The organism is Pantoea sp. K16, assembly GCF_048452805.1.
In the GTDB taxonomy this organism is placed as follows: domain Bacteria; phylum Pseudomonadota; class Gammaproteobacteria; order Enterobacterales; family Enterobacteriaceae; genus Pantoea; species Pantoea agglomerans.
On sequence record NZ_JBLWNV010000006.1, the window covers coordinates 18616 to 42664 of the forward strand.

The 24049-nt window shown below is 58.9% G+C and carries 25 protein-coding genes and 1 riboswitch; of the genes, 16 read left to right on the forward strand and 9 right to left on the reverse strand.

Annotated features, from left to right (window positions below):
- The first annotated feature begins 24 nt into the window (after positions 1-24).
- From modA to modC, 3 genes are read left to right on the forward strand one after another with little or no spacing between them, the layout of a single operon-like run.
- Complete coding sequence (modA, locus tag ACK13D_RS09270; RefSeq protein WP_031293050.1) at positions 25-798, forward strand: molybdate ABC transporter substrate-binding protein; 774 nt, start codon at positions 25-27, stop codon at positions 796-798.
- A complete protein-coding gene (modB, locus tag ACK13D_RS09275) occupies positions 795-1484 on the forward strand; it encodes a molybdate ABC transporter permease subunit (RefSeq protein WP_010669664.1) in 690 nt (229 codons plus the stop codon). Before modA ends, modB begins: the two co-directional genes overlap by 4 nt.
- Entirely contained in the window at positions 1484-2542 is a 1059-nt protein-coding gene (gene modC / locus ACK13D_RS09280; RefSeq protein ID WP_346551193.1) for a molybdenum ABC transporter ATP-binding protein ModC, read from the forward strand. The genes modB and modC overlap by 1 nt, the downstream gene beginning before the upstream one ends.
- Here the strand turns inward: modC and ACK13D_RS09285 are convergent, their stop codons facing one another.
- Positions 2543-3361 (reverse strand): pyridoxal phosphatase, encoded by an 819-nt coding sequence (locus tag ACK13D_RS09285; RefSeq protein WP_010669666.1) that lies wholly within the window; start codon positions 3359-3361, stop codon positions 2543-2545.
- A 155-nt stretch (positions 3362-3516) separates the two neighbouring features.
- Between ACK13D_RS09285 and pgl the strand changes: the two genes are divergently transcribed.
- Positions 3517-4518 carry a 6-phosphogluconolactonase gene (pgl, locus tag ACK13D_RS09290; RefSeq protein ID WP_010260201.1) on the forward strand — a complete coding sequence of 334 codons (1002 nt, stop codon included), beginning with the start codon at positions 3517-3519 and terminating at the stop codon, positions 4516-4518.
- A 45-nt stretch (positions 4519-4563) separates the two neighbouring features.
- Here the strand turns inward: pgl and ACK13D_RS09295 are convergent, their stop codons facing one another.
- Both ACK13D_RS09295 and bioA read right to left on the reverse strand, forming a co-directional pair.
- Positions 4564-5040 carry a kinase inhibitor gene (locus ACK13D_RS09295; protein ID WP_013357177.1) on the reverse strand — a complete coding sequence of 159 codons (477 nt, stop codon included), beginning with the start codon at positions 5038-5040 and terminating at the stop codon, positions 4564-4566.
- 75 nt (positions 5041-5115) lie between these two features.
- Positions 5116-6420 carry an adenosylmethionine--8-amino-7-oxononanoate transaminase gene (gene bioA, locus ACK13D_RS09300; protein WP_346551191.1) on the reverse strand — a complete coding sequence of 435 codons (1305 nt, stop codon included), beginning with the start codon at positions 6418-6420 and terminating at the stop codon, positions 5116-5118.
- Positions 6421-6505: 85 nt separating this feature from the next.
- On the opposite strand from bioA, the gene bioB reads away from it, so the two are divergent.
- Genes bioB through bioD form a run of 4 tightly spaced genes read left to right on the forward strand, consistent with a single transcriptional unit; the run spans position 6506 to position 10095 of the window.
- Positions 6506-7537 carry a biotin synthase BioB gene (bioB, locus tag ACK13D_RS09305; RefSeq protein ID WP_022626019.1) on the forward strand — a complete coding sequence of 344 codons (1032 nt, stop codon included), beginning with the start codon at positions 6506-6508 and terminating at the stop codon, positions 7535-7537.
- Positions 7537-8688 (forward strand): 8-amino-7-oxononanoate synthase, encoded by a 1152-nt coding sequence (gene bioF / locus ACK13D_RS09310; RefSeq protein ID WP_284672371.1) that lies wholly within the window; start codon positions 7537-7539, stop codon positions 8686-8688. The genes bioB and bioF overlap by 1 nt, the downstream gene beginning before the upstream one ends.
- The gene (gene bioC, locus ACK13D_RS09315) at positions 8672-9427 is read left to right on the forward strand and encodes a malonyl-ACP O-methyltransferase BioC (protein WP_418796232.1); all 756 of its coding nucleotides are present in this window, start codon (positions 8672-8674) and stop codon (positions 9425-9427) included. The genes bioF and bioC overlap by 17 nt, the downstream gene beginning before the upstream one ends.
- Positions 9424-10095, forward strand: a complete 672-nt coding sequence (bioD, locus tag ACK13D_RS09320; protein WP_033785485.1) for a dethiobiotin synthase — start codon at positions 9424-9426, stop codon at positions 10093-10095. The genes bioC and bioD overlap by 4 nt, the downstream gene beginning before the upstream one ends.
- A gap of 146 nt (positions 10096-10241) precedes the next feature.
- Here bioD and ACK13D_RS09325 read toward each other — a convergent pair whose 3' ends face one another.
- On the reverse strand, positions 10242-10964 hold the full coding sequence (locus ACK13D_RS09325; RefSeq protein ID WP_010260222.1) for an ABC transporter ATP-binding protein: 723 nt from the start codon (positions 10962-10964) through the stop codon (positions 10242-10244).
- 893 nt (positions 10965-11857) lie between these two features.
- On the opposite strand from ACK13D_RS09325, the gene uvrB reads away from it, so the two are divergent.
- Positions 11858-13879 carry an excinuclease ABC subunit UvrB gene (gene uvrB / locus ACK13D_RS09330; protein WP_010260230.1) on the forward strand — a complete coding sequence of 674 codons (2022 nt, stop codon included), beginning with the start codon at positions 11858-11860 and terminating at the stop codon, positions 13877-13879.
- On the opposite strand, the gene ACK13D_RS09335 is transcribed toward uvrB, so the two are convergent.
- Positions 13863-14786 (reverse strand): gluconeogenesis factor YvcK family protein, encoded by a 924-nt coding sequence (locus ACK13D_RS09335; protein ID WP_010260233.1) that lies wholly within the window; start codon positions 14784-14786, stop codon positions 13863-13865. The genes uvrB and ACK13D_RS09335 overlap by 17 nt on opposite strands.
- A 204-nt stretch (positions 14787-14990) precedes the next feature.
- Positions 14991-15124: riboswitch (molybdenum cofactor riboswitch) on the forward strand.
- Between ACK13D_RS09335 and moaA the strand changes: the two genes are divergently transcribed.
- The 5 genes from moaA (at position 15114) to moaE (ending at position 17810) form a co-directional block, all read left to right on the forward strand.
- The gene (gene moaA / locus ACK13D_RS09340) at positions 15114-16100 is read left to right on the forward strand and encodes a GTP 3',8-cyclase MoaA (RefSeq protein ID WP_022626014.1); all 987 of its coding nucleotides are present in this window, start codon (positions 15114-15116) and stop codon (positions 16098-16100) included. Its footprint overlaps the riboswitch before it by 11 nt.
- 14 nt (positions 16101-16114) lie before the next feature.
- Positions 16115-16630, forward strand: coding sequence for a molybdenum cofactor biosynthesis protein B (gene moaB, locus ACK13D_RS09345; protein WP_045140618.1), 516 nt, complete (start codon positions 16115-16117; stop codon positions 16628-16630).
- Between the two features lie 2 nt (positions 16631-16632).
- Entirely contained in the window at positions 16633-17118 is a 486-nt protein-coding gene (gene moaC, locus ACK13D_RS09350) for a cyclic pyranopterin monophosphate synthase MoaC (RefSeq protein ID WP_050680592.1), read from the forward strand.
- Positions 17111-17356: a molybdopterin synthase sulfur carrier subunit gene (gene moaD, locus ACK13D_RS09355; RefSeq protein ID WP_033766727.1), complete on the forward strand. Its 246-nt coding sequence runs from the start codon at positions 17111-17113 to the stop codon at positions 17354-17356. The genes moaC and moaD overlap by 8 nt, the downstream gene beginning before the upstream one ends.
- Before the next feature lies 1 nt (position 17357).
- Positions 17358-17810 (forward strand): molybdopterin synthase catalytic subunit MoaE, encoded by a 453-nt coding sequence (gene moaE, locus ACK13D_RS09360; protein WP_010260246.1) that lies wholly within the window; start codon positions 17358-17360, stop codon positions 17808-17810.
- 105 nt (positions 17811-17915) lie between these two features.
- Here moaE and ACK13D_RS09365 read toward each other — a convergent pair whose 3' ends face one another.
- A complete protein-coding gene (locus tag ACK13D_RS09365) occupies positions 17916-18701 on the reverse strand; it encodes an OBAP family protein (RefSeq protein WP_010260249.1) in 786 nt (261 codons plus the stop codon).
- Between the two features lie 106 nt (positions 18702-18807).
- On the opposite strand from ACK13D_RS09365, the gene ACK13D_RS09370 reads away from it, so the two are divergent.
- Positions 18808-19902, forward strand: coding sequence for a DUF1615 domain-containing protein (locus tag ACK13D_RS09370; RefSeq protein WP_010669679.1), 1095 nt, complete (start codon positions 18808-18810; stop codon positions 19900-19902).
- 246 nt (positions 19903-20148) lie between these two features.
- A complete protein-coding gene (locus ACK13D_RS09375) occupies positions 20149-20856 on the forward strand; it encodes a Bax inhibitor-1/YccA family protein (RefSeq protein ID WP_010260256.1) in 708 nt (235 codons plus the stop codon).
- Between the two features lie 50 nt (positions 20857-20906).
- Here ACK13D_RS09375 and ACK13D_RS09380 read toward each other — a convergent pair whose 3' ends face one another.
- Genes ACK13D_RS09380 through ACK13D_RS09390 form a run of 3 tightly spaced genes read right to left on the reverse strand, consistent with a single transcriptional unit; the run spans position 20907 to position 23874 of the window.
- Positions 20907-21872 (reverse strand): lysylphosphatidylglycerol synthase domain-containing protein, encoded by a 966-nt coding sequence (locus ACK13D_RS09380; protein WP_060679786.1) that lies wholly within the window; start codon positions 21870-21872, stop codon positions 20907-20909.
- A complete protein-coding gene (gene clsB / locus ACK13D_RS09385; protein ID WP_010260263.1) occupies positions 21872-23116 on the reverse strand; it encodes a cardiolipin synthase ClsB in 1245 nt (414 codons plus the stop codon). Before clsB ends, ACK13D_RS09380 begins: the two co-directional genes overlap by 1 nt.
- Positions 23113-23874, reverse strand: a complete 762-nt coding sequence (locus ACK13D_RS09390) for an endonuclease/exonuclease/phosphatase family protein (RefSeq protein ID WP_061901646.1) — start codon at positions 23872-23874, stop codon at positions 23113-23115. The genes clsB and ACK13D_RS09390 overlap by 4 nt, the downstream gene beginning before the upstream one ends.
- Between the last annotated feature and the right edge of the window lie 175 nt (positions 23875-24049).

Consider the following 24049-nt stretch of genomic DNA (forward strand, 5'->3'; position numbering starts at 1 on the left):
CACAACGAATAGCCGGAGAAAATCATGTCATTTAAACACTATCGCTGGGGCGTCGCGGCCCTGATCACCGTTTCGCTGGCCGGGCAGGCTGTGGCCGCCGACAACATCACTGTGTTTGCCGCGGCTTCTCTGACCAACGCGATGCAGGATATTGCCAGCCGTTACAAGCAGGAAAAGGGGGTGACGGTGGTCTCTTCATTTGCCTCCTCTTCAACGCTGGCGCGCCAGATTGAACAGGGTGCTCCTGCCGATCTCTTTATCTCTGCCGATCAGCAGTGGATGGATGATGCGGTGGCGAAAAAAAGTGTGATTACCAGCAGCCGCTATACCCTGCTGGGCAACGATCTGGTATTGATTGCGCCACGCAGTGCCGCCGCGAAAGCGGTGACGCTGGACCCGCAGACTGACTGGAAAACCTTGCTGCACGGTGAGCGTCTGGCAGTCGGCGATCCGGACCACGTTCCTGCGGGCATCTACGCCAAAGAGGCGCTGCAAAAGCTGGGTGCCTGGGAAGGCGTTGCGCCTTCGTTAGCGCCAGCCAATAATGTGCGGGCAGCACTGGCGCTGGTCGAGCGTAATGAAACGCCCTATGGCATTGTCTACGGGTCCGACGCGGTCGCCAGCGACAAAGTGCAGGTCGTCGGGCATTTTCCGGCAACCAGCCATAAACCCGTAGAATATCCGATGGCGATCGTGAACGATCACGACAACGCTGCCGTTAAAGCGTTTTATGATTATCTGAAAGGGCCTCAGGCCGCGGCTATCTTTAAACATTACGGATTCACACCGACGAAATGATACTCAGCGATCCCGAATGGCAGGCGGTACTGCTTAGCCTTAAAGTCTCTGGCATAGCCGTGATTGGCAGTCTGCCGTTTGGCATCCTGATGGCCTGGATTCTGGTGCGCTGCCGTTTTCCTGGTAAAGCGCTGCTCGACAGCCTGATCCACCTGCCGCTGGTGCTGCCGCCGGTGGTGGTGGGTTATCTGCTGCTGATTAGCCTTGGGCGGCGCGGCATCATAGGCGAAAAGCTTTATGACTGGTTTGGCTTCAGCTTTGCTTTCAGCTGGCGCGGTGCCGCACTGGCCTCTGCCGTGATCGCCTTTCCGTTGATGGTGCGCGCCATCCGGCTGGCGCTGGAGGCGGTGGATTGCCGGCTGGAGCAGGCGGCGCGCACGCTGGGCGCCGGACGCTGGCGGGTCTTTTTCACCATTACGCTCCCGCTGACCTTGCCAGGCGTCATCGTTGGCACGGTGCTGGCGTTTGCCCGATCGCTGGGCGAGTTCGGCGCCACCATCACCTTTGTTTCCAATATTCCCGGCGAGACGCGCACGCTGCCGCTGGCGATGTTTACCCTGATAGAGACGCCCGGTGCGGAAGGGGCGGCGGCACGGCTCTGCGTCATCGCGATCGTGCTGGCGCTGGCGTCACTGCTGGCGTCGGAATGGCTGGCACGTGCAGGCCGTAAGCGGATGGGAAACTGATGCTATCACTCAACATTATGCAGCAGCAGGGCGATCACGTGCTGGAGGTCGACCTGCAGATCCCGGCCAAAGGGATCACCGCTATTTTCGGCGTGTCAGGCGCCGGAAAAACCTCCCTGATCAACGCGATCAGCGGGCTGACCCAGCCGCAGAGAGGACAGATCCAGCTGCACAATCGTCTGCTGTTTGATGCGGAGCAGAAGATTGCGCTGCCGCCGGAAAAACGGCGTATCGGTTATGTGTTCCAGGATGCGCGGCTGTTCCCGCACTATCGGGTCCGAGGCAACCTGCAATATGGTATGGCACCTAAGATGAAAGCGCAGTTCGACAGTCTGGTCTCTCTGCTGGGTCTGGAGGCGCTGCTGCCGCGCTTTCCGCTGTCGCTGTCGGGCGGGGAAAAGCAGCGGGTCGCGATTGGCCGTGCGCTGCTGACCGCACCGGATATGCTGCTGCTGGATGAGCCGCTGGCGTCACTGGATCTGCCACGTAAACGTGAACTGATGCCCTATCTGCAAAAGCTGGCGAAGCAGGTTGATATTCCGATGCTCTACGTTTCGCACAGTCTGGAGGAGATCCTGCAGCTGGCTGATAACGTGCTGGTGCTGGATGCGGGCAAGGTCAAAGCTTTTGGTCCGCTGGAGCGGGTCTGGAGCAGCAGCGCGATGCGGCCCTGGCTGCCGGTGAGTGAACTGACCAGCGTGCTGCGGGTGCAGGTGCTGGAACAGCATCCCGACTATCCGATGACCGCGCTGTCGCTGGGCGATCAGCACATCTGGGTCAGCCGGGTGAATCAGCCGGTTAAAACCCCGCTGCGTATTCGCATTGCCTCGGCCGATGTCTCGCTGGCGCTGCAGCCGCCGCACAATACTTCCATCCGCAATATCCTGCCGGCTCAGGTGGTGGAATTGCTGGAGGTCGGGGACCAGGTTGAGGTGAAACTGCGCATCGGCATCAGCGAACTCTGGGCGCGCATCACGCCGTGGGCGCGGGATGAGCTGGGCATCCGGCCGGATCAGTGGCTTTATGCCCAGATCAAAAGCGTCTCGGTGACGCCCTGATTACAACACGTACTGATAGAGGGTATCGGCAATACCGGTTTCAAGGTTGGTGCCGATCACCATTTTCGCCCGCGCTTTGATCGCCTCATCGGCATTACCCATCGCCACGCCCAGTCCGGCCGTTTCCAGCATGCTGAGATCGTTATAGTTATCACCGAACGCGATCACATCGGACATACTCAGCCCCAGTGATTCAACCCACTGCGCCAGTCGTTTGCCTTTGCTGTTGCCGCCTTTGGCGATATCCACCTGATCGTGCCACGACCATTCGCAGGCCAGTCCCAGTTCCGCTTCCACCCTGGTGGCGAACTGCTGCAGTTCCGGGATGTTGTTGTGCGACAGGGCAAACTTCCAGATCGAACCGGCGTCGCGTGCCGCCTGGGCTAAGTCGGGCACCTGGCGGAACAGTGGACGCTGGTGGGCGGGCAGCGATTCAGCCCACTTCAGGGTGCGCATCACGTGGCCGGTCGGGGTCTGATAGAGCATCGCATCATCCACGTAGAGCAACCCGTGAATCTGTTGCTGATTCAGCATCTCAATCACCTGCAACGCCAGCTGCGGGTCGAGGGGATCGGACGCCAGCACCTTTTTCGCCTGGTAATCATACAAATAGGTGCCATTACAGCAGATTGCGGGTGTATCCAGCTGTAACGCCTGATAAAAAGGGTGGATAGCGCAGTGATGGCGTCCGGTCACGATAGCGACATGAACGCCCGCCTGGCGTGCCTGATTTAGCGCTTCGATTGACTGCGGCAGAATCGTTTTGGCTGGGGTCAGCAGCGTGCCGTCGAGGTCGAGGGCAATTACACGGTAGCTCATTAATCCTCTCGTTTTTCCTGGTTTGCAGGGGCTGAAGTCTACACCTCACCACGGCCCGGAGACAAAAAACAGGGCACAAATGATCCCAGCGTAGGGCAATAAAACAGGCTACAGTGATTCACAGATCATGATCAGGCAGCAAAAAAGGAGAATGCATGAAACAAGTTGTCTACACCGCCAGTCCCGAGAGCCAGCAGATCCACGTCTGGCAGATGAATGATGAGGGCGGGCTGACGTTGCTTCAGGTGACCGATGTCGCCGGCCAGGTTCAGCCGATGGTGGTGAGTCCGAACCGCGATTTTCTCTATGTCGGTGTGCGTCCCAATTTCCGCGTGCTGGCGTTTCGCATTGCCGCCGATGGCACGCTGACCGAAGCGGGTCAGGCGCCGTTGCCCGGCAGCCCGACTCACATTTCCACCGATCGCCAGGGCAGGTTCCTGTTCTGCGGCTCCTACAATGATGCCTGCGTCAGCGTCAGCCCGATTGGCGATGACGGCATTCCGCAGGCCCCGCTGCAGGTGATCAGCGGTCTGGATGGTTGTCACTCGGCCAACATCGATAATGACAACAAGACGCTCTACGTGCCGGCTCTGAAGCAGGACCGTATCTGTCTGTTTAAGCTGGGCGAAGATGGTCAGCTGACGCCGCGTAAACAGACGCAGGTCACGACGGTAGAAGGCGCTGGCCCGCGTCATATGCAGTTCCATCCGGGCGGTCAGTACGCTTACTGCGTGAACGAGCTCGACAGCACGGTTGAGGTGTGGGCATTAAATACGGGCGAAGGCGAAGCAGAAAGCGTGCAGACGCTGGATATGATGCCGCCTGACTTCAGCGGTACGCGCTGGGCTGCCGATATTCATCTGACGCCGGATGGCCGTTTCCTCTATGCCTGCGATCGCACCAGCAGCACGCTGGCAGTCTTCAGCGTCAGCGACCTGGGCGATGAGCTGACCCTGGAAGGGTTCCAGCCGACGGAAACGCAGCCGCGCGGATTTAATATCGATCACAGCGGACGCTATCTGGTGGCGGCGGGACAGAAATCTCATCACATCGAAGTTTATGCGATTACCGAACCGAAAGGGCTGTTAAAGCCGCTGGGACGTTATGCGGTGGGGCAGGGCCCGATGTGGGTTGTGATTCATCAGTTACAGGCGTAACCCGCTACGAAAAACGCCTCTCCTGCTCAGGAGAGGCGTGATGAATTACTGATAATTCACGGTCAGCGAGGCGCTCGCCAGTGCGTGGAAATGCACATTAAAGCCGACCATTGCGCCACTGGCGCCTTCATCTACTTCAATCGTCTCCACATCCAGCGCATGCACGGTGAAAATGTAGCGATGGGTTTCGCCCTGTGGCGGCGCCGCGCCACCGTAGCCCGCCTGACCGAAATCGGTACGGGTCTGGATTGCGCCTGCTGGCAGTGATGCTTTGCCGGAACCGGCACCCTGCGGCAGTGACGTCGTGCTGGCCGGAATATTCGCCACCACCCAGTGCCACCAGCCGGAACCGGTCGGGGCATCAGGATCGTAGCAGGTCACCACAAAACTTTTGGTACCCTCTGGTGCCGCTTCCCAGGCAAGATGGGGAGAGATGTTCTCGCCCTGATAACCCATGCCGTTGAAAACATGCTTTTCAGGCATCTTCTCGCCGTCATTAAAATCCTGACTAAAAACGCGCATCACATCTCCTTAATTGTCGATGAATAGCCTGTCATCATAACTAAAAGTGTCGCCAGTGCCAGCGGTCAGCCCGCTTCAGGCGGCAAAATGTTGAGAATGCTCCAGCGCGCCGCCAATCGCCTGCACCAGCCTGCTCAGCGCCTGCGGCGTGATGATGTAGGGTGGCATCAGGTAGATCAGCCGGCCAAAAGGCCGGATCCAGACGCCCTGTTCAACAAAGAACTGCTGCAGCGCCGCCATATTAACCGCCTGATGGGTTTCCACTACGCCAATCGCGCCCAGCACGCGCACATCGGCCACCTGCGGTGAACTGCGCAGCGGCAGCAGCTCAGCCCGTAACTGCTGTTCGATCGCCGCTACCTGGCGCTGCCAGTGACCTTCCGCCAGCATGGTCAGGCTCTCCGCCGCGACCGCACAGGCCAGCGGATTGCCCATAAAGGTCGGGCCATGCATAAAGCAGCCCGCCGCGCTGCGACTGATGGTGTCCGCGACCTCGCGGGTAGTCAGGGTCGCCGCCAGCGTCATCATGCCACCGGTCAGCGCTTTGCCGACGCAGAGAATATCCGGGGTAATGCCCGCATGCTCGCAGGCAAAAAGTTTGCCGGTACGGCCAAAGCCGGTGGCGATCTCATCCGCAATCAACAGCACGCCATAGCGATCACAGGCTTCCCGTACCTGCTGCAGATAGCGCGGATGGTAGAAACGCATGCCGCCCGCACCCTGCACAATCGGCTCCAGAATGACGGCTGCCAGTTGCCGGTGATGCTGTTCTATCAGCCTGGCGAAATCATCGAAATCAGGCTTGTGCCATTTATCATCAAAGCCGCAGGCCGGGGCCGCCGCAAAGTGATGCTCGGGCAGATAGCCGCGCCACAGGCTGTGCATCGAGTTCTCGGGGTCGCACACCGACATCGCTGCAAAGGTATCGCCGTGATAGCCGCGTTTCAGCGTCAGGAACTGCTGACGCGTCTCGCCACGCCCCAGCCAGTACTGCAGCGCCATCTTCATCGACACTTCCACCGCCACCGAGCCTGAATCGGCCAGGAAGACGCACTCCAGCGCCTCAGGCGTCATCGCCACCAGCTGACGGCAGAGCGCCACCGCCGCCGGATGGGTAATGCCGCCAAACATCACGTGCGACATCTGGGTGACCTGCTCTGTGAGTGCCCGGTTCAGGCGCGGATGGTTGTAACCGTGGATCGCCGCCCACCACGAGGACATCCCATCCACCAGCTCACGGCCATCGGCCAGTTGCAGCTGAAAACCCTGTGCGGCGACCACCGGGTAGCAGGGCAGCGGATCCTGCATCGAGGTGTAGGGATGCCAGATATGCTGGCGGTCAAAGCGGGCATCGTCTGAGGAGAAAACGGGGATAGTCATCGGAGTTGTAAACCAAAATAAAAAAATATAGTTTACAAGTATAACCCTGCTTTTCGTCGGGATGACACCCTTTTTGGAGTAAGTAATGGCTCAACGCTGGACAATTGCACAGGCGCAAGCGCTGTTTGATCAACCCTTTCTTGAACTGATGTTTAAAGCGCAGCAGGTGCATCGGCAGCACTTCGATCCGCGCCAGGTGCAGGTCAGTACCCTGCTGTCGATTAAAACCGGTGCCTGTCCGGAAGATTGTAAATACTGCCCGCAGAGCGCGCGCTACAAGACCGGCCTGGAGTCGGAGCGTCTGATGGAAGTGGAAGAGGTACTGACCTCAGCGCGTCAGGCCAAAGCCGCCGGTTCAACCCGTTTCTGCATGGGTGCCGCGTGGAAAAACCCGCACGAGCGCGATATGCCCTATCTGGAGAAGATGGTTGAAGGCGTGAAGGCGATGGGAATGGAAACCTGCATGACGCTGGGCACGCTCAGCGACCACCAGGCGCAGCGACTGGCGGGCGCGGGTCTCGATTTCTACAACCATAACCTCGACACCTCACCGGAATTCTACGGCTCCATCATCACCACCCGCAGCTATCAGGAACGTCTGGATACGCTGGGCAAAGTGCGCGACGCCGGCATCAAAGTCTGTTCGGGTGGCATTGTCGGCCTGGGCGAAACCGTTAACGACCGCGCCGGTCTGCTGGTGCAGTTAGCCAACCTGCCAACGCCGCCGGAGAGTGTACCGATCAATATGCTGGTGAAGGTAAAAGGCACGCCGCTGGCAGATAACGATGACGTGGAACCGTTCGATTTTATCCGCACCATCGCGGTGGCGCGCATCATGATGCCGACCTCGCATGTGCGCCTCTCTGCGGGCCGTGAGCAGATGAGTGAGCAGACCCAGGCGATGTGCTTTATGGCCGGGGCGAACTCGATTTTCTACGGTTGCAAACTGCTGACCACGCCGAATCCGGAAGAGGATAAAGACCGCGTGCTGTTCCGCAAGCTGGGTCTTAACCCGGAGCATACTCACACGCAGCACGGCGATCAGCAGCAGGAGCAGCAACTCAGCGAGCAGCTATTCCATGCCGACACTGAACAGTTCTACAACGCGGCGCTGTAATGGGCTGGCAGCAACGTATCCGTCAGGCGCTGACGCAGCGCCGGGCGGCCGATGGCTGGCGGCAGCGACGGGTGATCGATCAGCAATCGACCCGCACGCTGCGCAGCGGCGGCCGCAGCTATCTCCACTTCTCCAGCAATGATTATCTCGGCTTAACCCAGCATCCGGCGGTGATTGCGGGCTGGCAACAGGGCGCTGCGCGGGCGGGTGCAGGTGCGGGTGCCTCAGGGCATGTCACGGGTTATCACCGTCAGCACGCCGATCTTGAGGCGCAGCTGGCCGACTGGCTCGGCTACGACCGTGCGCTGCTGTTTATCTCTGGCTTTGCGGCCAATCAGGCGGTCATTCATCTGCTGGGCGAGAAAAACGATCGCATCCTGGCCGATAAACTCAGCCACGCCTCGCTGCTCGACGCCGCCAGCCATAGTCCGGCACAGCTGCGACGTTTCCATCACAACGCGCCGGAGAGCCTGGCAGCCCGGCTCGCCTCTCCCTGCGAGGGCGAAACGCTGGTGGTGACGGAAGGTATTTTCAGCATGGATGGCGACAGTGCGCCGCTGGCCGCCCTGGCGCAACAGACGCGACAGGCAGAGGGCTGGCTGCTGGTGGATGATGCACACGGCATTGGCGTGGTGGGTGAGCAGGGGCGCGGCAGCTGCTGGCAGCAGGGCGTTAAACCGGAACTGCTGGTGGTCACCTTTGGCAAAGCCTTTGGCGTCAGCGGTGCCGCGCTGCTGTGCGACGCAGCCACCGCCGACTATTTCCTGCAGTTCAGCCGACATCTGATCTACTCCACCGCGATGCCCGCGGCGCAGGCGAGCGCGCTGCAGGCGTCGCTGCGTGAAGTTCAGCAGGGCGATGCCCTGCGCCAGCAACTGCAACAGAACATCGGGCATTTCCGTCGCGGTGCGGTCTCGCTGCCGTGGCAACTGATGGACTCCGGCAGCGCGATTCAGCCGCTGCTGGTGGGCGAAAATGGTGATGCGATGGCGCTCTCCCAGCGGCTGGCTGAGGCGGGCTGCTGGGTCAGCGCAATCCGGCCACCGACCGTGCCGCCGGGGACGGCCCGGCTGCGCATCACCCTGACCGCGGCTCATCATCCTGAGGATATTGACCGGTTACTGGAGGCGCTGCATGACGCTGCGGGTTAACAAGCAGGCGGTGGCACGCGCCTTTGGCCGGGCGGCCAGCCATTACGATGCCCATGCGGCGCTGCAACGCCTCAGCGGCGATGCACTGCTGGCACAGGCGCCCGCACAGAGCGGTCTGCAGCTGCTGGATGCCGGTTGTGGCACCGGCTGGTACAGCAGGCTGTGGCGCGAACGTGGCAAACAGGTAACGGCTCTGGATCTCTCTCCACAGATGCTGCAACAGGCGCGGGACAATGACGCGGCGCAGCACTATCTGGCCGGTGATATCGACGCGCTGCCGCTGGCGGATAACACGATTGATCTGGTGTGGAGCAACCTGGCGGTGCAGTGGAGCGAGGATCTGCCCGGCGCGCTGAGCCAGTTCCGGCGGGTGCTGAGGCCCGATGGCACGCTGCTATTTTCCACTCTGGGCGACGGGTCTCTGCAGGAGGTTCATGAAGCCTGGTCCCATCTGGATGCGCTGCCTCACGCCAACCGCTTTCTCAGCGAGCCACAGATTGCGGCGGCCTGCCACGCAGAGCACCTGCGCTGTACCTCAGAGGTGGTGACCCTGCATTTCCCCGATGCGCTCAGCGCCATGCGCTCCCTGAAGGGGGTTGGCGCGACCCATCTGCATCAGGGGCGTGACGGGCAGGTATTAACCCGACAACGGCTCAACCAGTTAGAGGCGCACTGGCCGCGCGATCGGCACGGCTATCGCCTGAGTTACCATTTAATCTATGGAGTAAGTGCATCATGAAACGCCTGTTTATCACTGGCACCGACACCGAGGTCGGTAAAACCGTGGCCAGCGGCGGGCTGCTACAGGCGGCAGCCGCAGCGGGCTATCGCTGTGCGGGCTATAAGCCGGTTGCCTCAGGCTGTGAGATGACGCCAGAGGGCATCCGTAACAGCGATGCGCTGGCGCTGCAGCGCTACAGCAGCGTGCCGTTAACCTATCAGCAGGTCAATCCACTGGCGTTTCTTGAGCCGACATCGCCGCACATCGTCAGCGCCGAAGAGGGCAGGCCGATTACCCATCTGGCGCTGTCGGCGGGTCTGGCGGCGCTGCAACCGCTGGCTGACTGGATTCTGGTAGAGGGCGCGGGCGGCTGGTACACCCCATTGTCGGAGACGCACACTTATGCGGACTGGGTGGTCAGCGAAAAGCTGCCCGTGATTCTGGTGGTGGGGATTAAGCTCGGCTGCATCAATCACGCCATGCTCACCGCTGACGCAGTGCGGGCAAGCGGCCTGCCGCTGGTGGGCTGGATCGCCAACACCGTCGAACCTCCGGGTAAACGCTATCAGGAGTATCTCACCAGCCTGAAAAACAGGTTACCTGCGCCCTGTCTGGGCACCATCCCGTTTCTCACCGATGCGGCGCAGCAGGCGTCCTGTGGTCAATACCTGACGCTGCCGGAGTAACCGCGTGGCCTGGCTATTTTATTTGTTGTGCTGAATCCGGGCAGTGCTCTCCATCCTTGCGTGCTGTGTACACGCTCCGGTGGTTCCGCGCGCTCCGTCTTCAGCCTGCCTGCAACACTTACGCCCGGTGGGGCAGGCGCTGAATGTCAGGCCACCGTCAGCCATTTATCGACGGTGTGGTCATCAAGCTGTTCCATGCTGCCCTGCGCCACATTGCGGCCGCGGTGCAGCAGCAGGAAATAGTCCGCCACGCGACGGATCAGCGACAGGCGCTGCTCCAGCAGCAGGATGGTCAGCCCGTAGTCGAGGTTAAGCCGACGAATCAGATTGCCCATCTCCTCTTCCAGCCACGGCGACATCCCGTCGGTCGGCTCATCCAGAATCAGCAGTTTGGGCTGCAGCACCAGCGCGCGCGCCAGGGCCAGCTGTTGCTGCTGATCGATCGGCAGATCGCCGCTGCGCTGCTGGCGCAGAGAGTAGAGCGCCGGGAAGAGGTCGAACACCATTTCGGGAATGGCGCGATGGCGGTCGCGCTGGCTGGCACCCGCCAGCAGGGCAATCAGCAGATTATCTTCCACGCTCATCTGGGTAAAAATATGGCGGCCCTGCGGCACATAGCCAATCCCCATCTGCGCCCGCTGTTCAGCCGGTTGCAGCAGCAGATCTTCCGGCGGCGAGCCATCCTCTTTCCAGGAGATAGAGCCGCTGTTAATCGGCAATCTGCCCATGATGCAGTTCACCAGCGTGGTTTTACCCATGCCAGGTCGGCCCAGAATGCCGGTGCAGGTGCCAGGCGACAGATCCAGGTCCACATCCCACAGAATATGGTTTTGACCGTAAAATTGATTTACCGAACGTAAACTCAGCATCTGACACTCTCCTTCCCGATCGTTAGCCTGATTGCTTCCGCGCTCTGTCGTCTGGCAAACAAGTCATCAGCAACGGCAGCCTCGCCATTGCAGCACAGTGCGCGTTCCGCGCGGTGACGCTACTGACTCCTGCAATTCCCAGGCCAGATCTAAAAACGGCCCTGTTTCCTGCTGCAGCGCCACGTATCAGGGATGAAAGGTGAGAAAAACTTATCAATTCCCCACGGTGACCACGCATCTGCACTTTTGCAGTGCCCTGGAGCGCTGTTTCTGGTGCAGACGTACTGTAACGTGGCAGGAAGTCCGATTAAGAATCTTAGTATGAGGCGTGCAAATTTGCGTACGACACCCGGTGACAGATTAAAATTGCAGAATAATCCGTCACCAGGCGACGCGAAATTTAACGCAAAAAAAATTATTTTCACGGTAGTGAGAAGGCAGGGAAAAATTATACACAGCAGATGGCGTCGGGGCTGCCATCACTTATCCACCATTCCTGTGGATAACCTTGTGCATTAGGTAATGAAAACCAGTTGGAAGCGAGGAAATACGCGGCCTGGTAACATAATGACGAGAATCTGGCCTCATAGCCTTATGTCAGTAAAATCAGTTGTTTATCAAAAAACAAGCCTGAGAATTATCTGTCAGGTAACCGTACTGTAATTTTGTGACACTCTATTGACAAATGTTAAATCAGATCCCTGCCTGGGGATAACATTGCGCAACATGCTGAGCGATAACGCTGCCAGCCTGCAGGGACATCAGGTGCCATCCTGCTGGCGTTAACATTGCACCAATACTGTTTTTATATCCAGTATTATTTTCTGGCAAAATCACCATAGCAGAGTAAAATAAGTGCCTGCCCGCCGACTTCTCCAGCAGGAACTGCATTCATGAGCAAAGCCTTTAAATTGAACTCCGCCTTTAAACCTTCGGGCGACCAGCCTGAGGCGATACGTCGCCTGGAAGAGGGGCTGGAGGATGGACTGGCCCATCAGACCTTATTAGGCGTAACCGGCTCCGGTAAAACGTTTACCGTCGCCAACGTGATTGCCGACCTCAACCGTCCGACCATGGTGCTGGCACCCAACAAGACGCTGGCCGCCCAGCTCTATGGCGAGATGAAAGAGTTTTTCCCGGATAACGCCGTCGAGTTTTTCGTCTCTTACTACGACTACTACCAGCCTGAAGCCTATGTGCCGAGCTCCGACACCTTTATCGAAAAGGATGCGTCGGTGAACGAACATATCGAACAGATGCGTCTGTCGGCCACCAAGGCGCTGCTGGAACGGCGCGATGTCATTGTGGTGGCATCGGTTTCGGCTATCTACGGTCTGGGCGATCCCGATCTCTATCTGAAAATGATGCTGCACCTGACCCGCGGCATGATTATCGATCAGCGCAGTATTCTGCGCCGTCTGTCAGAGCTGCAGTACACCCGCAACGACCAGGCGTTCCAGCGCGGCACCTTCCGGGTGCGCGGCGAAGTGATCGATATCTTCCCGGCGGAGTCGGACGATATTGCGCTGCGCGTCGAGCTGTTTGACGAAGAGGTTGAGCGTCTGTCGCTGTTTGACCCGCTGACCGGCCAGATCGATTCGGTCGTGCCGCGCTTTACCATCTACCCCAAGACGCACTACGTCACGCCGCGTGAGCGTATTCTGCAGGCGATGGAAGATATCAAAGTCGAGCTGGCGGACCGCCGCCGGGTGCTGCTGGAGAACAATAAGCTGCTGGAAGAGCAGCGCATTACTCAGCGTACCCAGTTTGACCTGGAGATGATGAGCGAGCTGGGCTACTGCTCCGGCATTGAGAACTACTCACGCTACCTCTCCGCACGCGGACCGGGCGAAGCGCCGCCGACGCTGTTTGACTATCTGCCCGCCGACGGCCTGCTGGTGGTGGATGAGTCGCACGTGACCATTCCGCAGATTGGCGGCATGTACAAAGGCGACCGGGCGCGTAAAGAGACGCTGGTGGAGTATGGCTTCCGCCTGCCGTCGGCGCTGGATAACCGTCCGATGAAGTTTGAAGAGTTTGAGGCGCTGGCCCCGCAGACCATCTATGTTTCGGCGACGCCGGGCAAATATGAGCTGGAAAAGTCGGGCGACGAAGTGATCGATCAGGTGGTGCGTCCTACCGGTCTGCTGGATCCGATCATCGAAGTGCGTCCGGTCGGTACCCAGGTCGACGATCTGCTGTCAGAAATCCGTCAGCGCGTGGCGATCAACGAACGTGTACTGGTGACGGTGCTGACCAAACGCATGGCGGAAGACCTCACCGAATATTTGTCTGAGCATGGTGAGAAGGTGCGTTATCTGCACTCCGATATCGACACGGTAGAGCGTATGGAGATTATCCGCGACTTACGTCTGGGCGAGTTTGATGTGCTGGTGGGCATTAACTTACTGCGTGAGGGGCTGGATATGCCGGAAGTGTCGCTGGTGGCGATTCTCGATGCGGATAAAGAGGGCTTCCTGCGCTCCGAACGCTCGCTGATTCAGACCATTGGCCGTGCGGCGCGTAACATCAACGGTAAGGCGATTCTCTACGGGGATAAAATCACGCCGTCGATGGCGCGCGCCATTGAAGAGACCGAGCGCCGCCGTGAGAAACAGCAGTTGCACAACGAAGAGAATGGCATCGTGCCGCAGGGCCTGAATAAGAAGATCACCGATATTCTGGAACTGGGCAAAAACGTGGTGAAAACCCGCGGCAAAGCGAAACCCGCCCGTCCTGGCGAAGCCCAGGCGCTGGCCGATTTCCAGCTGTTAACGCCGCAGGCTCTGCAGAAGAAGATCCACGAGCTGGAAGGGCAGATGCAGCAGCATGCGCAGAACCTGGAGTTCGAACAGGCGGCCAACGTGCGCGATCAGCTGCATGAGCTGCGAACGCTGTTTATTGCGGCCTCGTAGCGCCGTTAAAGCCCTGAATGGCGTGTTCCAGCGCCACCCGTAACAGCTGGCGGTCGTGACGATATTGGATATCGGCGGCCTCCAGCGGTTCACGGACAATCAGCCGGTTTTCAATGCCACGGGTGTCCACTGCCGGGCTGACGACCAGCGCATCAATCACCCGCTTGCCGATATAACGCTCCATCATCTGCAGCTTGTCAGCCACTGAGAGACTGGCGGCGGCAGGACTCAGCTCGCGGCCCAGATTGCCGATAAACACCATAGTGGCAGGCGTGCGACGCAAGGCCTGCGCCATCTCTTCCATCAGCAGAATCGGCATCAGGCTGGTGTAAAAGCTGCCGGGTCCAATCAGGATCAGATCCGCTTCACCAACCGCCTGCAGCGCTTCCCGCGTTGGCTGGACGTTGGGATGCAGCATCAGCTCCTGCGGCGGCTGCTTCATCTCGTCAATTGCGGTTTCGCCATAAACCATGTTGCCTTCAACATCCATCGCCACCAGATCCACCGGCTGCTCCGACATCGGGATTAAAAAGGCGTCGACCTTCAGCAGGTTACGGATGATGTTGATCGCTTCCAGCGGACGAACGCTGAGATGATCCAGCGCCCGCAGCATCAGATTACCCAGGTTGTGTCCGGCCAGTTCGCCATTACCGGCAAAACGGTACTCAAACATCGCCGAAGCGACGCTGGGTTCTGCAATCAGCTGGTTAAGGCAGTTACGCATATCGCCCCAGGCGATACCACCTTCTGAGCGACGAATACGGCCGGTTGATCCGCCGTTGTCGGTGGTGGTGACGATGCCGGTGAGACGCGAGCCCAGCGGGGAAAGGGCAGACATGACGCGGCCTAAACCGTGTCCGCCTCCCAGTGCCACAACGCGATCAAGATCGGCCAGTGTGCGATTCATACTTCTCCTTAATATCCGTTCGCGTGGCGTGGCTCTAATCGCTAAGCCCGCGCGGATGACTTACGTCAAAATCTGGATCGCATTTTAACGTATCCTGTCGCGAAAATGCGGTGAAAATTCGATATGTATAAGAATATATAGCGAAAACAGCAAATGGAAGAGTGACGAAAATCACGCTACCATCATGCTTACCGCGCTGATCAACGGGTCAGCGTACACTCAAGCCTGAATGCCTACGTCTGCGGATAGGGGGTTCAGGCCGTAGCCATCGAGCTGCCAGGGTGCAGGAAGAAATGACTGCATCTCCCAATCTGGAAAGGTGTTCTGGTGTCACAATTTACTGATGCATACGCGCGTAAGTTCTATTACCTGCGCCTGTCGGTCACGGATGTCTGTAATTTCCGCTGTACCTACTGTCTTCCTGACGGCTACAAACCGCAGGGAATTCGTAACAAAAGCTTTCTCTCGCTGGATGAAATCCGCCGCGTCACGCGGGCCTTTGCCGCTGCCGGAACGGAAAAAGTGCGGCTGACCGGCGGTGAGCCGTCGCTGCGCCGTGATTTCACCGACATCATTGCGGCGGTGCGCGAAAACGCCTCCATTCGCCAGATCGCGGTAACCACCAATGGCTACCGGCTGGCGCGTGACGTGAAACAGTGGCGTGACGCGGGGTTAACCGCACTCAACGTCAGCGTCGACAGCCTGGATGCCCGTCAGTTTCACGCCATTACCGGCCAGGATAAATTCCATCAGGTCATGAGCGGTATTGATGCTGCCCTCGACGCCGGTTTTCGCCAGGTCAAAGTCAACAGCGTGCTGATGCGCGATCTCAACAGCCGTAATCTGGCCACGTTCCTCGACTGGATCCGTACCCGTCCGATTCAGCTGCGCTTTATCGAGCTGATGGAGACCGGCGACGGCGGCACGCTGTTCCGCGATCAGCATGTTTCCGGCATGGTCATCCGCGATCAGCTGATCGCCCAGGGCTGGCAGCGTCGGGAGAGCGGACGCAGCGACGGCCCGGCGCAGGTCTTTTACCATCCCGATTATGTCGGCGAGATTGGTCTGATCATGCCCTACGCCAAAGATTTCTGTGCCAGCTGCAACCGTCTGCGCGTTTCGGCGCACGGTAATCTGCACCTTTGCCTGTTTGGCGACGGCGGTGTGCCGCTGCGCGATCTGCTGGCGTCAGACGACCAGCAGGCCGAACTGCAGGCGCGCATTGCCAGCAGCCTGGGGCAGAAAAAGCAGACGCACTTTCTGCATCAGGGCAACACCGGCATCACACAGAATCTCTCTTACATTGGCGGCTAATTTCAGGAGGCAGTATGGGTAAACCAGCCAGCGAATTTCAGGCAGTGCAGATTGCGGTGATGACAGTGTCAGATCGTCGCGATGCCAGTGACGATACCTCCGGCGACTATCTGCGCGAAGCCGCAGCCGAAGCGGGGCATGACGTGGTCGATCACGCTATCGTGCCGGATAATCTCTATCGTATTCGCGCCACCGTGTCGCGCTGGATCGCCAGTGAAGATGTTCAGGTCGTGATTATTAATGGCGGAACCGGCTTTAACCTGAAAAACAGCACGCCGGAAGCGCTGCTGCCGCTGTTCGACCGCGAGATTAGTGGATTTGGCGAACTGTTCCGGATGATCTCCTATGAAGAGATTGGCGGTTCGACATTGCAGTCGCGCGCGATTGCGGGTCTGGCTAATCAGACGCTGATCCTGGCCGTGCCGGGTTCCACCAGCGCCTGCCGCACCGCCTGGGAACGCATTATCGCTGACCAGCTTGATGCGCGAACCGCGCCCTGTAATTTTGTCTCACATCTCAAGAAACGGTAAGTATGTCTCAACTCACACACATTAACGCCGCGGGCGAAGCGCACATGGTGGATGTCTCCGCCAAGGCGGAAACCGTGCGCGAAGCGCGGGCAGAAGTGCTGGTGCTGATGCAGCCGGAAACGCTGCAGATGATTATCGAAGGCAGCCACCACAAAGGGGATGTCTTTGCCACCGCGCGCATCGCCGGCATTCAGGCGGCGAAACGCACCTGGGAACTGATTCCGCTCTGTCATCCGCTGATGCTGAGTAAAGTGGAAGTGAACCTGGAGGCGGAACCGGACCATAACCGGGTCCGCATCACCACGCTCTGTCGCCTGACCGGCAAAACCGGCGTGGAGATGGAAGCGCTGACGGCCGCATCGGTTGCCGCGCTCACCATCTACGACATGTGCAAAGCGGTGCAGAAAGATATCGTCATCGATCAGCTGCGGTTAATCAGCAAGAGCGGTGGCAAAAGCGGCGATTTCCAGGCGGTCGCGCATGATTAAGGTGCTGTTTTTCGCCCAGGTCCGTGAGCTGACCGGCACCTCATCGCTTGAGGTCGGTGCTGATTATCCGGATGTGGCCGCGCTGCGCAGTGCGCTGGCAGATCGCGATGACCGCTGGGCGCTGGCGCTCGAGTCGGGCAAGCTGCTGGCGGCGGTGAATCAGACGCTGGTGCCGATGAGTCATCCGCTGCACGCCGGTGATGAAGTGGCCTTTTTCCCGCCCGTGACCGGAGGCTAAGATGGAAACGCAGATTCGCGTCGGTCCCGCGCCCTTTGATATGGCGGAAGCGTATCGCTGGCTGGCGGCCTGTGATGAAGATGGTGCGGTAGTGACCTTTACCGGCAAAGTCCGTAACCACAATCTGGGCAACGACGTCGCGGCACTGACGCTGGAGCACTATCCCGGCATGACCGAAAAAGCGCTACAGGAGATTGTTGATGCGGCGCGCGAACGCTGGCCGCTGCAGCGCGTCACGGTGATCCATCGCGTGGGCGAACTGTTTCCCGGCGATGAAATCGTGCTGGTGGGCGTGACCAGTGCCCATCGTGGCAGCGCCTTTTCCGCTGCAGAGTTCATCATGGATTACCTGAAAACCCGCGCGCCGTTCTGGAAGCGCGAAGCGACAGAGCAGGGCGATCGCTGGGTGGATGCCCGCGACAGCGACCATCAGGCGGCTCAGCGCTGGGACTAAGCTGCATTAACGGCTTAGCGGGCAGAAGTGTCTGCGCCCGCTGAGCCGTTAACCGCAGACACGCCGCTGCCCGCATCCCCGGACATCACGACGCTTAGGGCGGGATTAAGGCTGCTTTAGCTGCTCAGCCGGACCAAAACCGGTCTGACCGTGGCTGTGTTCGCCGCCGCCGGCGGTGCGCTTCAGCTGAATGACCTGGCCCTGTTGCCAGGCATTGGCACCTGCCGCGGCAGGATGCGCCACAATATCCGCACGCTGGGCGCGGATTTTTTTGCTGTCGACGTCAAAACGACGATCGCGGTCCGCCAGCAGTCGCGAGTCCATCTGACCATCCTCCGTAAAGCCCATCATCAGCGCCGGAATGCCGATCGGCAGCGTTTTGTCGCGATCGGTGTGCCAGGTGTGCCAGGTTTTCCCGTAGGTGTTCACAATGCGCTTCATCAGGGCGTGGTCGGCGGCTTCCGGTAAGCCTGGCGCAATCAGCGTGCCCGATTTCACCTCATACTGATGGCTGTGCCAGAGCTTCTTCTCTTCGGGCGGCAGGGTGTTAAACAGTCGTTCGCTGATAATGTACTCCACGCCCATCAGCCGTGCATCGCGCGTGTTGCCGTCGTAAATCACCGCCTGCATCACATCGTCGTTCAGTACGGTGACATAGTGGTGCGCCTCCATCTGACCGTTCTTATCGCCGTTGTAAAAATGGAATCCGTCGAGATAGGTGTTGATGGCGTCGATGGGCGGACGTGACTGCATCACGCTGGCGCCGGTCTCCAGCACCTTAAGCGAGGAGGAGGTGGGGGCACCCGGAGATTTTACCTGGGCAGGCGTATTATTGGCGCCGCAGCCGGTTAATAACAGGCTGAACGCCGCAACAGGCCAGAGTTTAAACATCGTAAGTTCCTTTAACGGTAAAAAAGATAACCTTAGTTCAGTTCTCGCCTGCCTGTGAAACTCTGGCAATGGTAGAGTAGAGCTTTGGTTCATTCTGAGGACAGGCATGTCATCCACCCCGATTCTGCAACGTCTGACACTGGTCGCCGCCCTGGTGCTGGCAGGTTGTAGCAGCAAGAAAACCCCTGAGGCGCCGGTGCGGCAGCCTGAAGATGTCAAAGCGCAGATCCAGCGGCTGCTGCCGTCGCACGTCAGCAATAAAGCGGCGTGGAGCGACGATATCTACACTACCTTCCGCACTCAGCAGATCGATCCCAGCGCCAGCAACCTCTGCGCGGTGATCGCCGTGGCGGATCAGGAGAGCAACTTCAGCGCCGAGGCCGCCGTGCCGGGTCTGCCAAAAATCGCCTGGGGCGAGATCAACCGCCGTGCGGCGCAGGTGCACGTGCCGGCATTCCTGGTGCGTACCGCGCTGCAGATCAAATCGCCCACCGGTGAAAGCTACGCCGCCCGGCTGGACAAAGTGCGCAGTGAGAAAGAGCTGAGCGCTATTTTCGATGACCTGATCGATATGGTGCCGATGGGCCAGACGCTGTTCGGCAATCTCAACCCGATCCACACCGGCGGGCCGATGCAGGTCAGCATTGCGTTTGCCGAAGCGCATGCCAAAGGCTACCCGTGGCCGATCGATGGCACTATCCGGCGTGAAGTCTTTACCCGCCACGGCGGGATCTACTTCGGGACGATGCACCTGCTCGGCTATCCGGCTGACTATAGCCAGCCGCTCTACCGCTTTGCCGACTACAATGCGGGCTGGTATGCCAGCCGCAATGCGGCCTTCCAGGCGGCGGTGTCGCGCGCCACCGGCATGAAACTGGCGCTGGATGGCGATCTGATTCTTTATGGATCGGATGCGGCGGGCGGCACCGAACTGGCGGTGCGCACGCTGTCGAAGCAGATCGATATGAGCAACAGCGACATTCGCCGCGATCTGGAGAAAGGAGAGAAAGCGTCGTTCAGCGACAGCGAACTCTGGAAACAGGTCTTTACCCTGGCGGATAAAATGGCGGGTCGAAAATTACCGCGTGAAATGCTGCCGGGCATCAAGCTGGAAAGCCCGAAAATTACCCGTAATCTCACCACGGCGTGGTTTGCGCAGCGTGTCGACAGCCGTTATCAGCAGTGCCTGTCGCGACGTTAAGCGGCATGTTGTGGCGCAGTTGAGCTGAGCTGTGCCACACTTAGAGCCAGTTCCGGGCGACTTTTATTGTTATTCTGGCCCTGAACTGTGCGCATCCTCATAAGGCCGTATGGGCCCGTGGCGGTTGTGTCGCGCTGTCGCTGGCCACAGGTGCTGAAACAGAAACAACGTATGCCTGCCAGACCAGGTTATTCATCCGGTTCCCTGTGTGGGGCCGGTCCTAATCCGTTTAACAAGAGGTGCATCATGGACCGATATCCACGAAATGATTCCATCGTTCAATCCGCATCTCGCGGTTTACAAGCTTATATGGCGCAGGTTTATGGCTGGATGACCTGCGGTCTGTTACTGACGGCGTTTGTCTCCTGGTACGCTGCGCGCACGCCAGCGATCATGGAGCTGGTGTTTGCTAACCGCATCACCTTCTTCGGACTGATTATCGTGCAGCTGGGGCTGGTCTTCTTCCTGTCAGGCATGGTGCATCGCCTGAGCGGGGCCGTGGCAACCGGGCTGTTTATGCTCTATTCGGCGCTGACCGGCCTGACCATGGCGAGTATCTTCCTGGTTTACACCAACTCTTCGATCGCCAGCACCTTCTTTATCACGGCGGGGATGTTTGGCGCGATGAGCTTCTACGGCTATACCACCAAACGCGATCTCAGCCGTTTTGGCAGCCTGCTGTTTATGGCGCTGATTGGCATCGTGCTGGCGTCGCTGGTGAACTTCTGGCTGAAAAGCCCGGCGCTGATGTGGGCGATTACCTACATCGGGGTGGTGGTATTTGTGGGGTTAACGGCCTATGACACGCAGAAGCTGAAAAATATCGGTGAGCAGATCGATGCCCGCGATACGGAAAACCTGCGTCGCTACTCGATTATGGGCGCACTGACGCTGTATCTCGACTTTATCAACCTGTTCCTGATGCTGCTGCGGATTTTCGGCAACCGCCGTTAAGCCTGAGGGAGTAGCGGGGGAGGCGCACTGTCTGCGCCTCCCCTTTTTTATTACGACTTCTGCAACTTCTGCTCGTTCTTCTGACGCAGATGCTTCGCCCGACTCTCCAGCCCCAGATAGAGCACCAGCGCTAACAGCAGCGGCAGGATAAAGTAGAGCACGCGATAAGCCAGCAGCGCCGCAATGATAGTGCCATGCGAGGCGTGCTGACCGCTGAGTAACGCCAGGAAGACCGCTTCCAGTACGCCAATGCCCGCCGGAATATGAATGATTACCCCGGCAATACTGCTGATCAGCAGCACGCCCAGCACCATCGGATAACCGACGTCTCGTCCCAGCAGCAGCCAGATAATCGCCCCCATCACCATCCAGTTGGCACAGGAAACCGCAAACTGCAGCAGCGCCATGCGCAGCGAGGGCAGCTGCAGCGTCTGGCCTTTTACCGTCCAGCGACGCTGCTTTGAGAAGGCACAGGCCCAGAGGTAGGCCGCCACCAGCACCAGCAGAGCGCCACCAATCAGCCGCAGGGTGGTTTCACCAATAAACCAGCCGCTGGGAATCGACACCATGCCCGCACTGAATACCACGCCCGCCAGCAGGATATAGCCCAGCCAGTTAGTGGCGATGCTCAGAGAGAAGATGCGGGTGATGGTGCCGCTATCCAGCCCTAACCGTGAATAGAGCCGGTAGCGCATCGCGACGCCACCCACCCAGGTGCTCAGCGTCAGGTTGAAGGCGTAACAGATAAACGACACCAGCATCACCTGCCGCTTCGCCAGCTTATGGCCGCAGTAGGCGCGTCCAATCAGGTCATAGCAGCCATACACCAGGTAACTCAGCACCACCAGTCCGGCGGCGGTCAGTACCACAAAGCGGTTGTAGTTAACGATGACGTCATAAACATCTTCCCAGTTCACTTTGCGGGCATAGACCACCAGCAGAACCACCACCGCGATGAAAAAGAGCACGGTGAGGATTTTTTTCGCCAGTTGCCAGCGTGGATGTTTTTTTGCCATCAGGATTTTGCTCCCGGGTTATCAGTTTCAACGCGATCCTGCGTCTCCATTTCAGGCTGTACCGGCTCACCCACCTGGGCCAGCAGCGGCGTATGCGCCGGCAGCCAGCCAGCGATGGCCGGGAAATGGCGCAGGAAGTGGAATACCACCACGCTTTTACTCAGTTGCCACCAGTTGCGCGGCGGTAAGCGATCTTCCTGCACGCGCTGGCAATCGTTGGCCAGCAGCGCTTCCAGGTTATCGCGCAGCGTCTGGTTAAACGGCCTGTCGTGGATGATCAGATTGGCTTCAAGGTTAAGTGACAGGCTGAGCGGATCGAGATTGCTGGAGCCGACGGTGGCCCAGTAGTCGTCTTTTACCGCGATCTTGCCGTGCAGCGGGCGACGGATATATTCGTAGACTTCGACGCCGCCATCGACCAGATAGTTGTAGAGCAGCTCCGCGCCCACTTTCACAATCGGCATATCCGGTTCGCCCTGCACAATCAGTCGCACCCGGACGCCACGCTGCGCGGCGTTGCGCATCTCACGCAGCAGCCGGTAACCCGGGAAGAAGTAGGCATTGGCGATAATCACATCCCGCTTCGCCTCACGCAGCATCTCCAGGTAGTGGACTTCGATGTCGTCACGATGCTCGTCGTTATCGCGATAAACATAGAGCACCTGAGCATCGCCGGGCGTGGCGTTGACCGCCGGACGATGAGAGCGCGATCCCCACCAGCGGCGGGTATTCTGTTCGCTGCCAATCGCCTGTTGCAGATAGCGGGCGATGTCGCCCACCACCGGGCCTTTGACCTGCACCGCATAATCCTGTTTCGCTTCCGGGCCATAATCGGTGTTGTGCTCGGCCGAGAAGTTAATGCCGCCGACAAAGGCTACCACGTCATCCACCACCACGGTTTTGCGGTGCAGGCGGCGGAAAACGTTGGTGCGCATCCCCATCACCAGCGGACGCGGATCGTAATAGATGAAACGCACGCCAGCGCTGGTCAGGCTGTTAACAAATTTGTCGGAGAGTTCGGCAGAGCCATAACCATCGACCATCACTTCGACCCGCACGCCGCGCTGGGCTGCCGCCAGCAGTTCGCGGTGCAGGGCGTTGCCCACGTCATCCTCAAACAGAATAAAGGTTTCGATTAATACCGTACGTTCCGCCCGCTGGATCGCGCCAAAGACCCGCGGGAAAAACGCTTCGCCATTTTCCAGCAACAGCAGCCGGTTGCCTTCCTGCCAGCTAAAATTCATAGGTGAATCTCCACCGCCAGCGGCGCATGGTCGGAAAGATGGGACCAGGGCTTGCGCGGCAGCGCCCACGGATGACTGACGGTGGCGTTGCGGACATAGATGCGGTCAAGCCGCAGGATCGGGAAGCGCGCCGGGAAGGTGCGCGCCGGGCGTCCGGTTTTCATGCTGAATACCTCTTTCAGGCCTGCGCCATGTTTCAGAATGGAGTTAGCGCGTCGCTGCCAGTCGTTGAAATCGCCCGCCACCACCACCGGCGCGTCGGGCGGCAGTGAGTTAACCATTTCACATATTTTCTTCATCTGCGCGTGACGATGGGCCACTTTCAGACCCAGATGAACGCAGATGACATGCAGCGTGCCGTGCGGCTCGGGCAGGGCGATCTGGCAGTGCAGCATACCGCGGTTTTCACTGCCCGCCACCGAGATATCCCGGTTCTCATAGTCGGCGATCGGGAAGCGAGACAGCACCGCATTGCCGTGATGCCCCTCCGGATAGACCGCATTACGCCCATAGGCGAAATCGTTCCATATGGTGTCGGCCAGAAACTCATAATGAGGAGAGTCGGGCCACTCCTCATGGTTAATGGAGTGGATGGCATGCGTGCCCATCACCTCCTGCAGAAAGACCACATCCGCCTCCGTTGCGCGAACGGCGTCGCGTAATTCGGGCAGGATGAAGCGGCGATTGAAAGGGGCGAAACCCTTATGTGTATTGATCGTCAGGACTTTTATTGAAAATCCTTGCTTGTTTTGTGGCATACTCGCGACGCACTCCTTTTCATCATCAATAGAATCAAAGTGTAGTCTTTGTCACAAATGGGTGGTGAAAGAGGGCGAAAATTAGGGCGTTATCCGAAAATTGTTTTACATTGAGGAAATCGTTTCCGGCTTGTGCCGGTAGCACTTGGGCGACCTGTTGGGTCTGCCAGGAGAA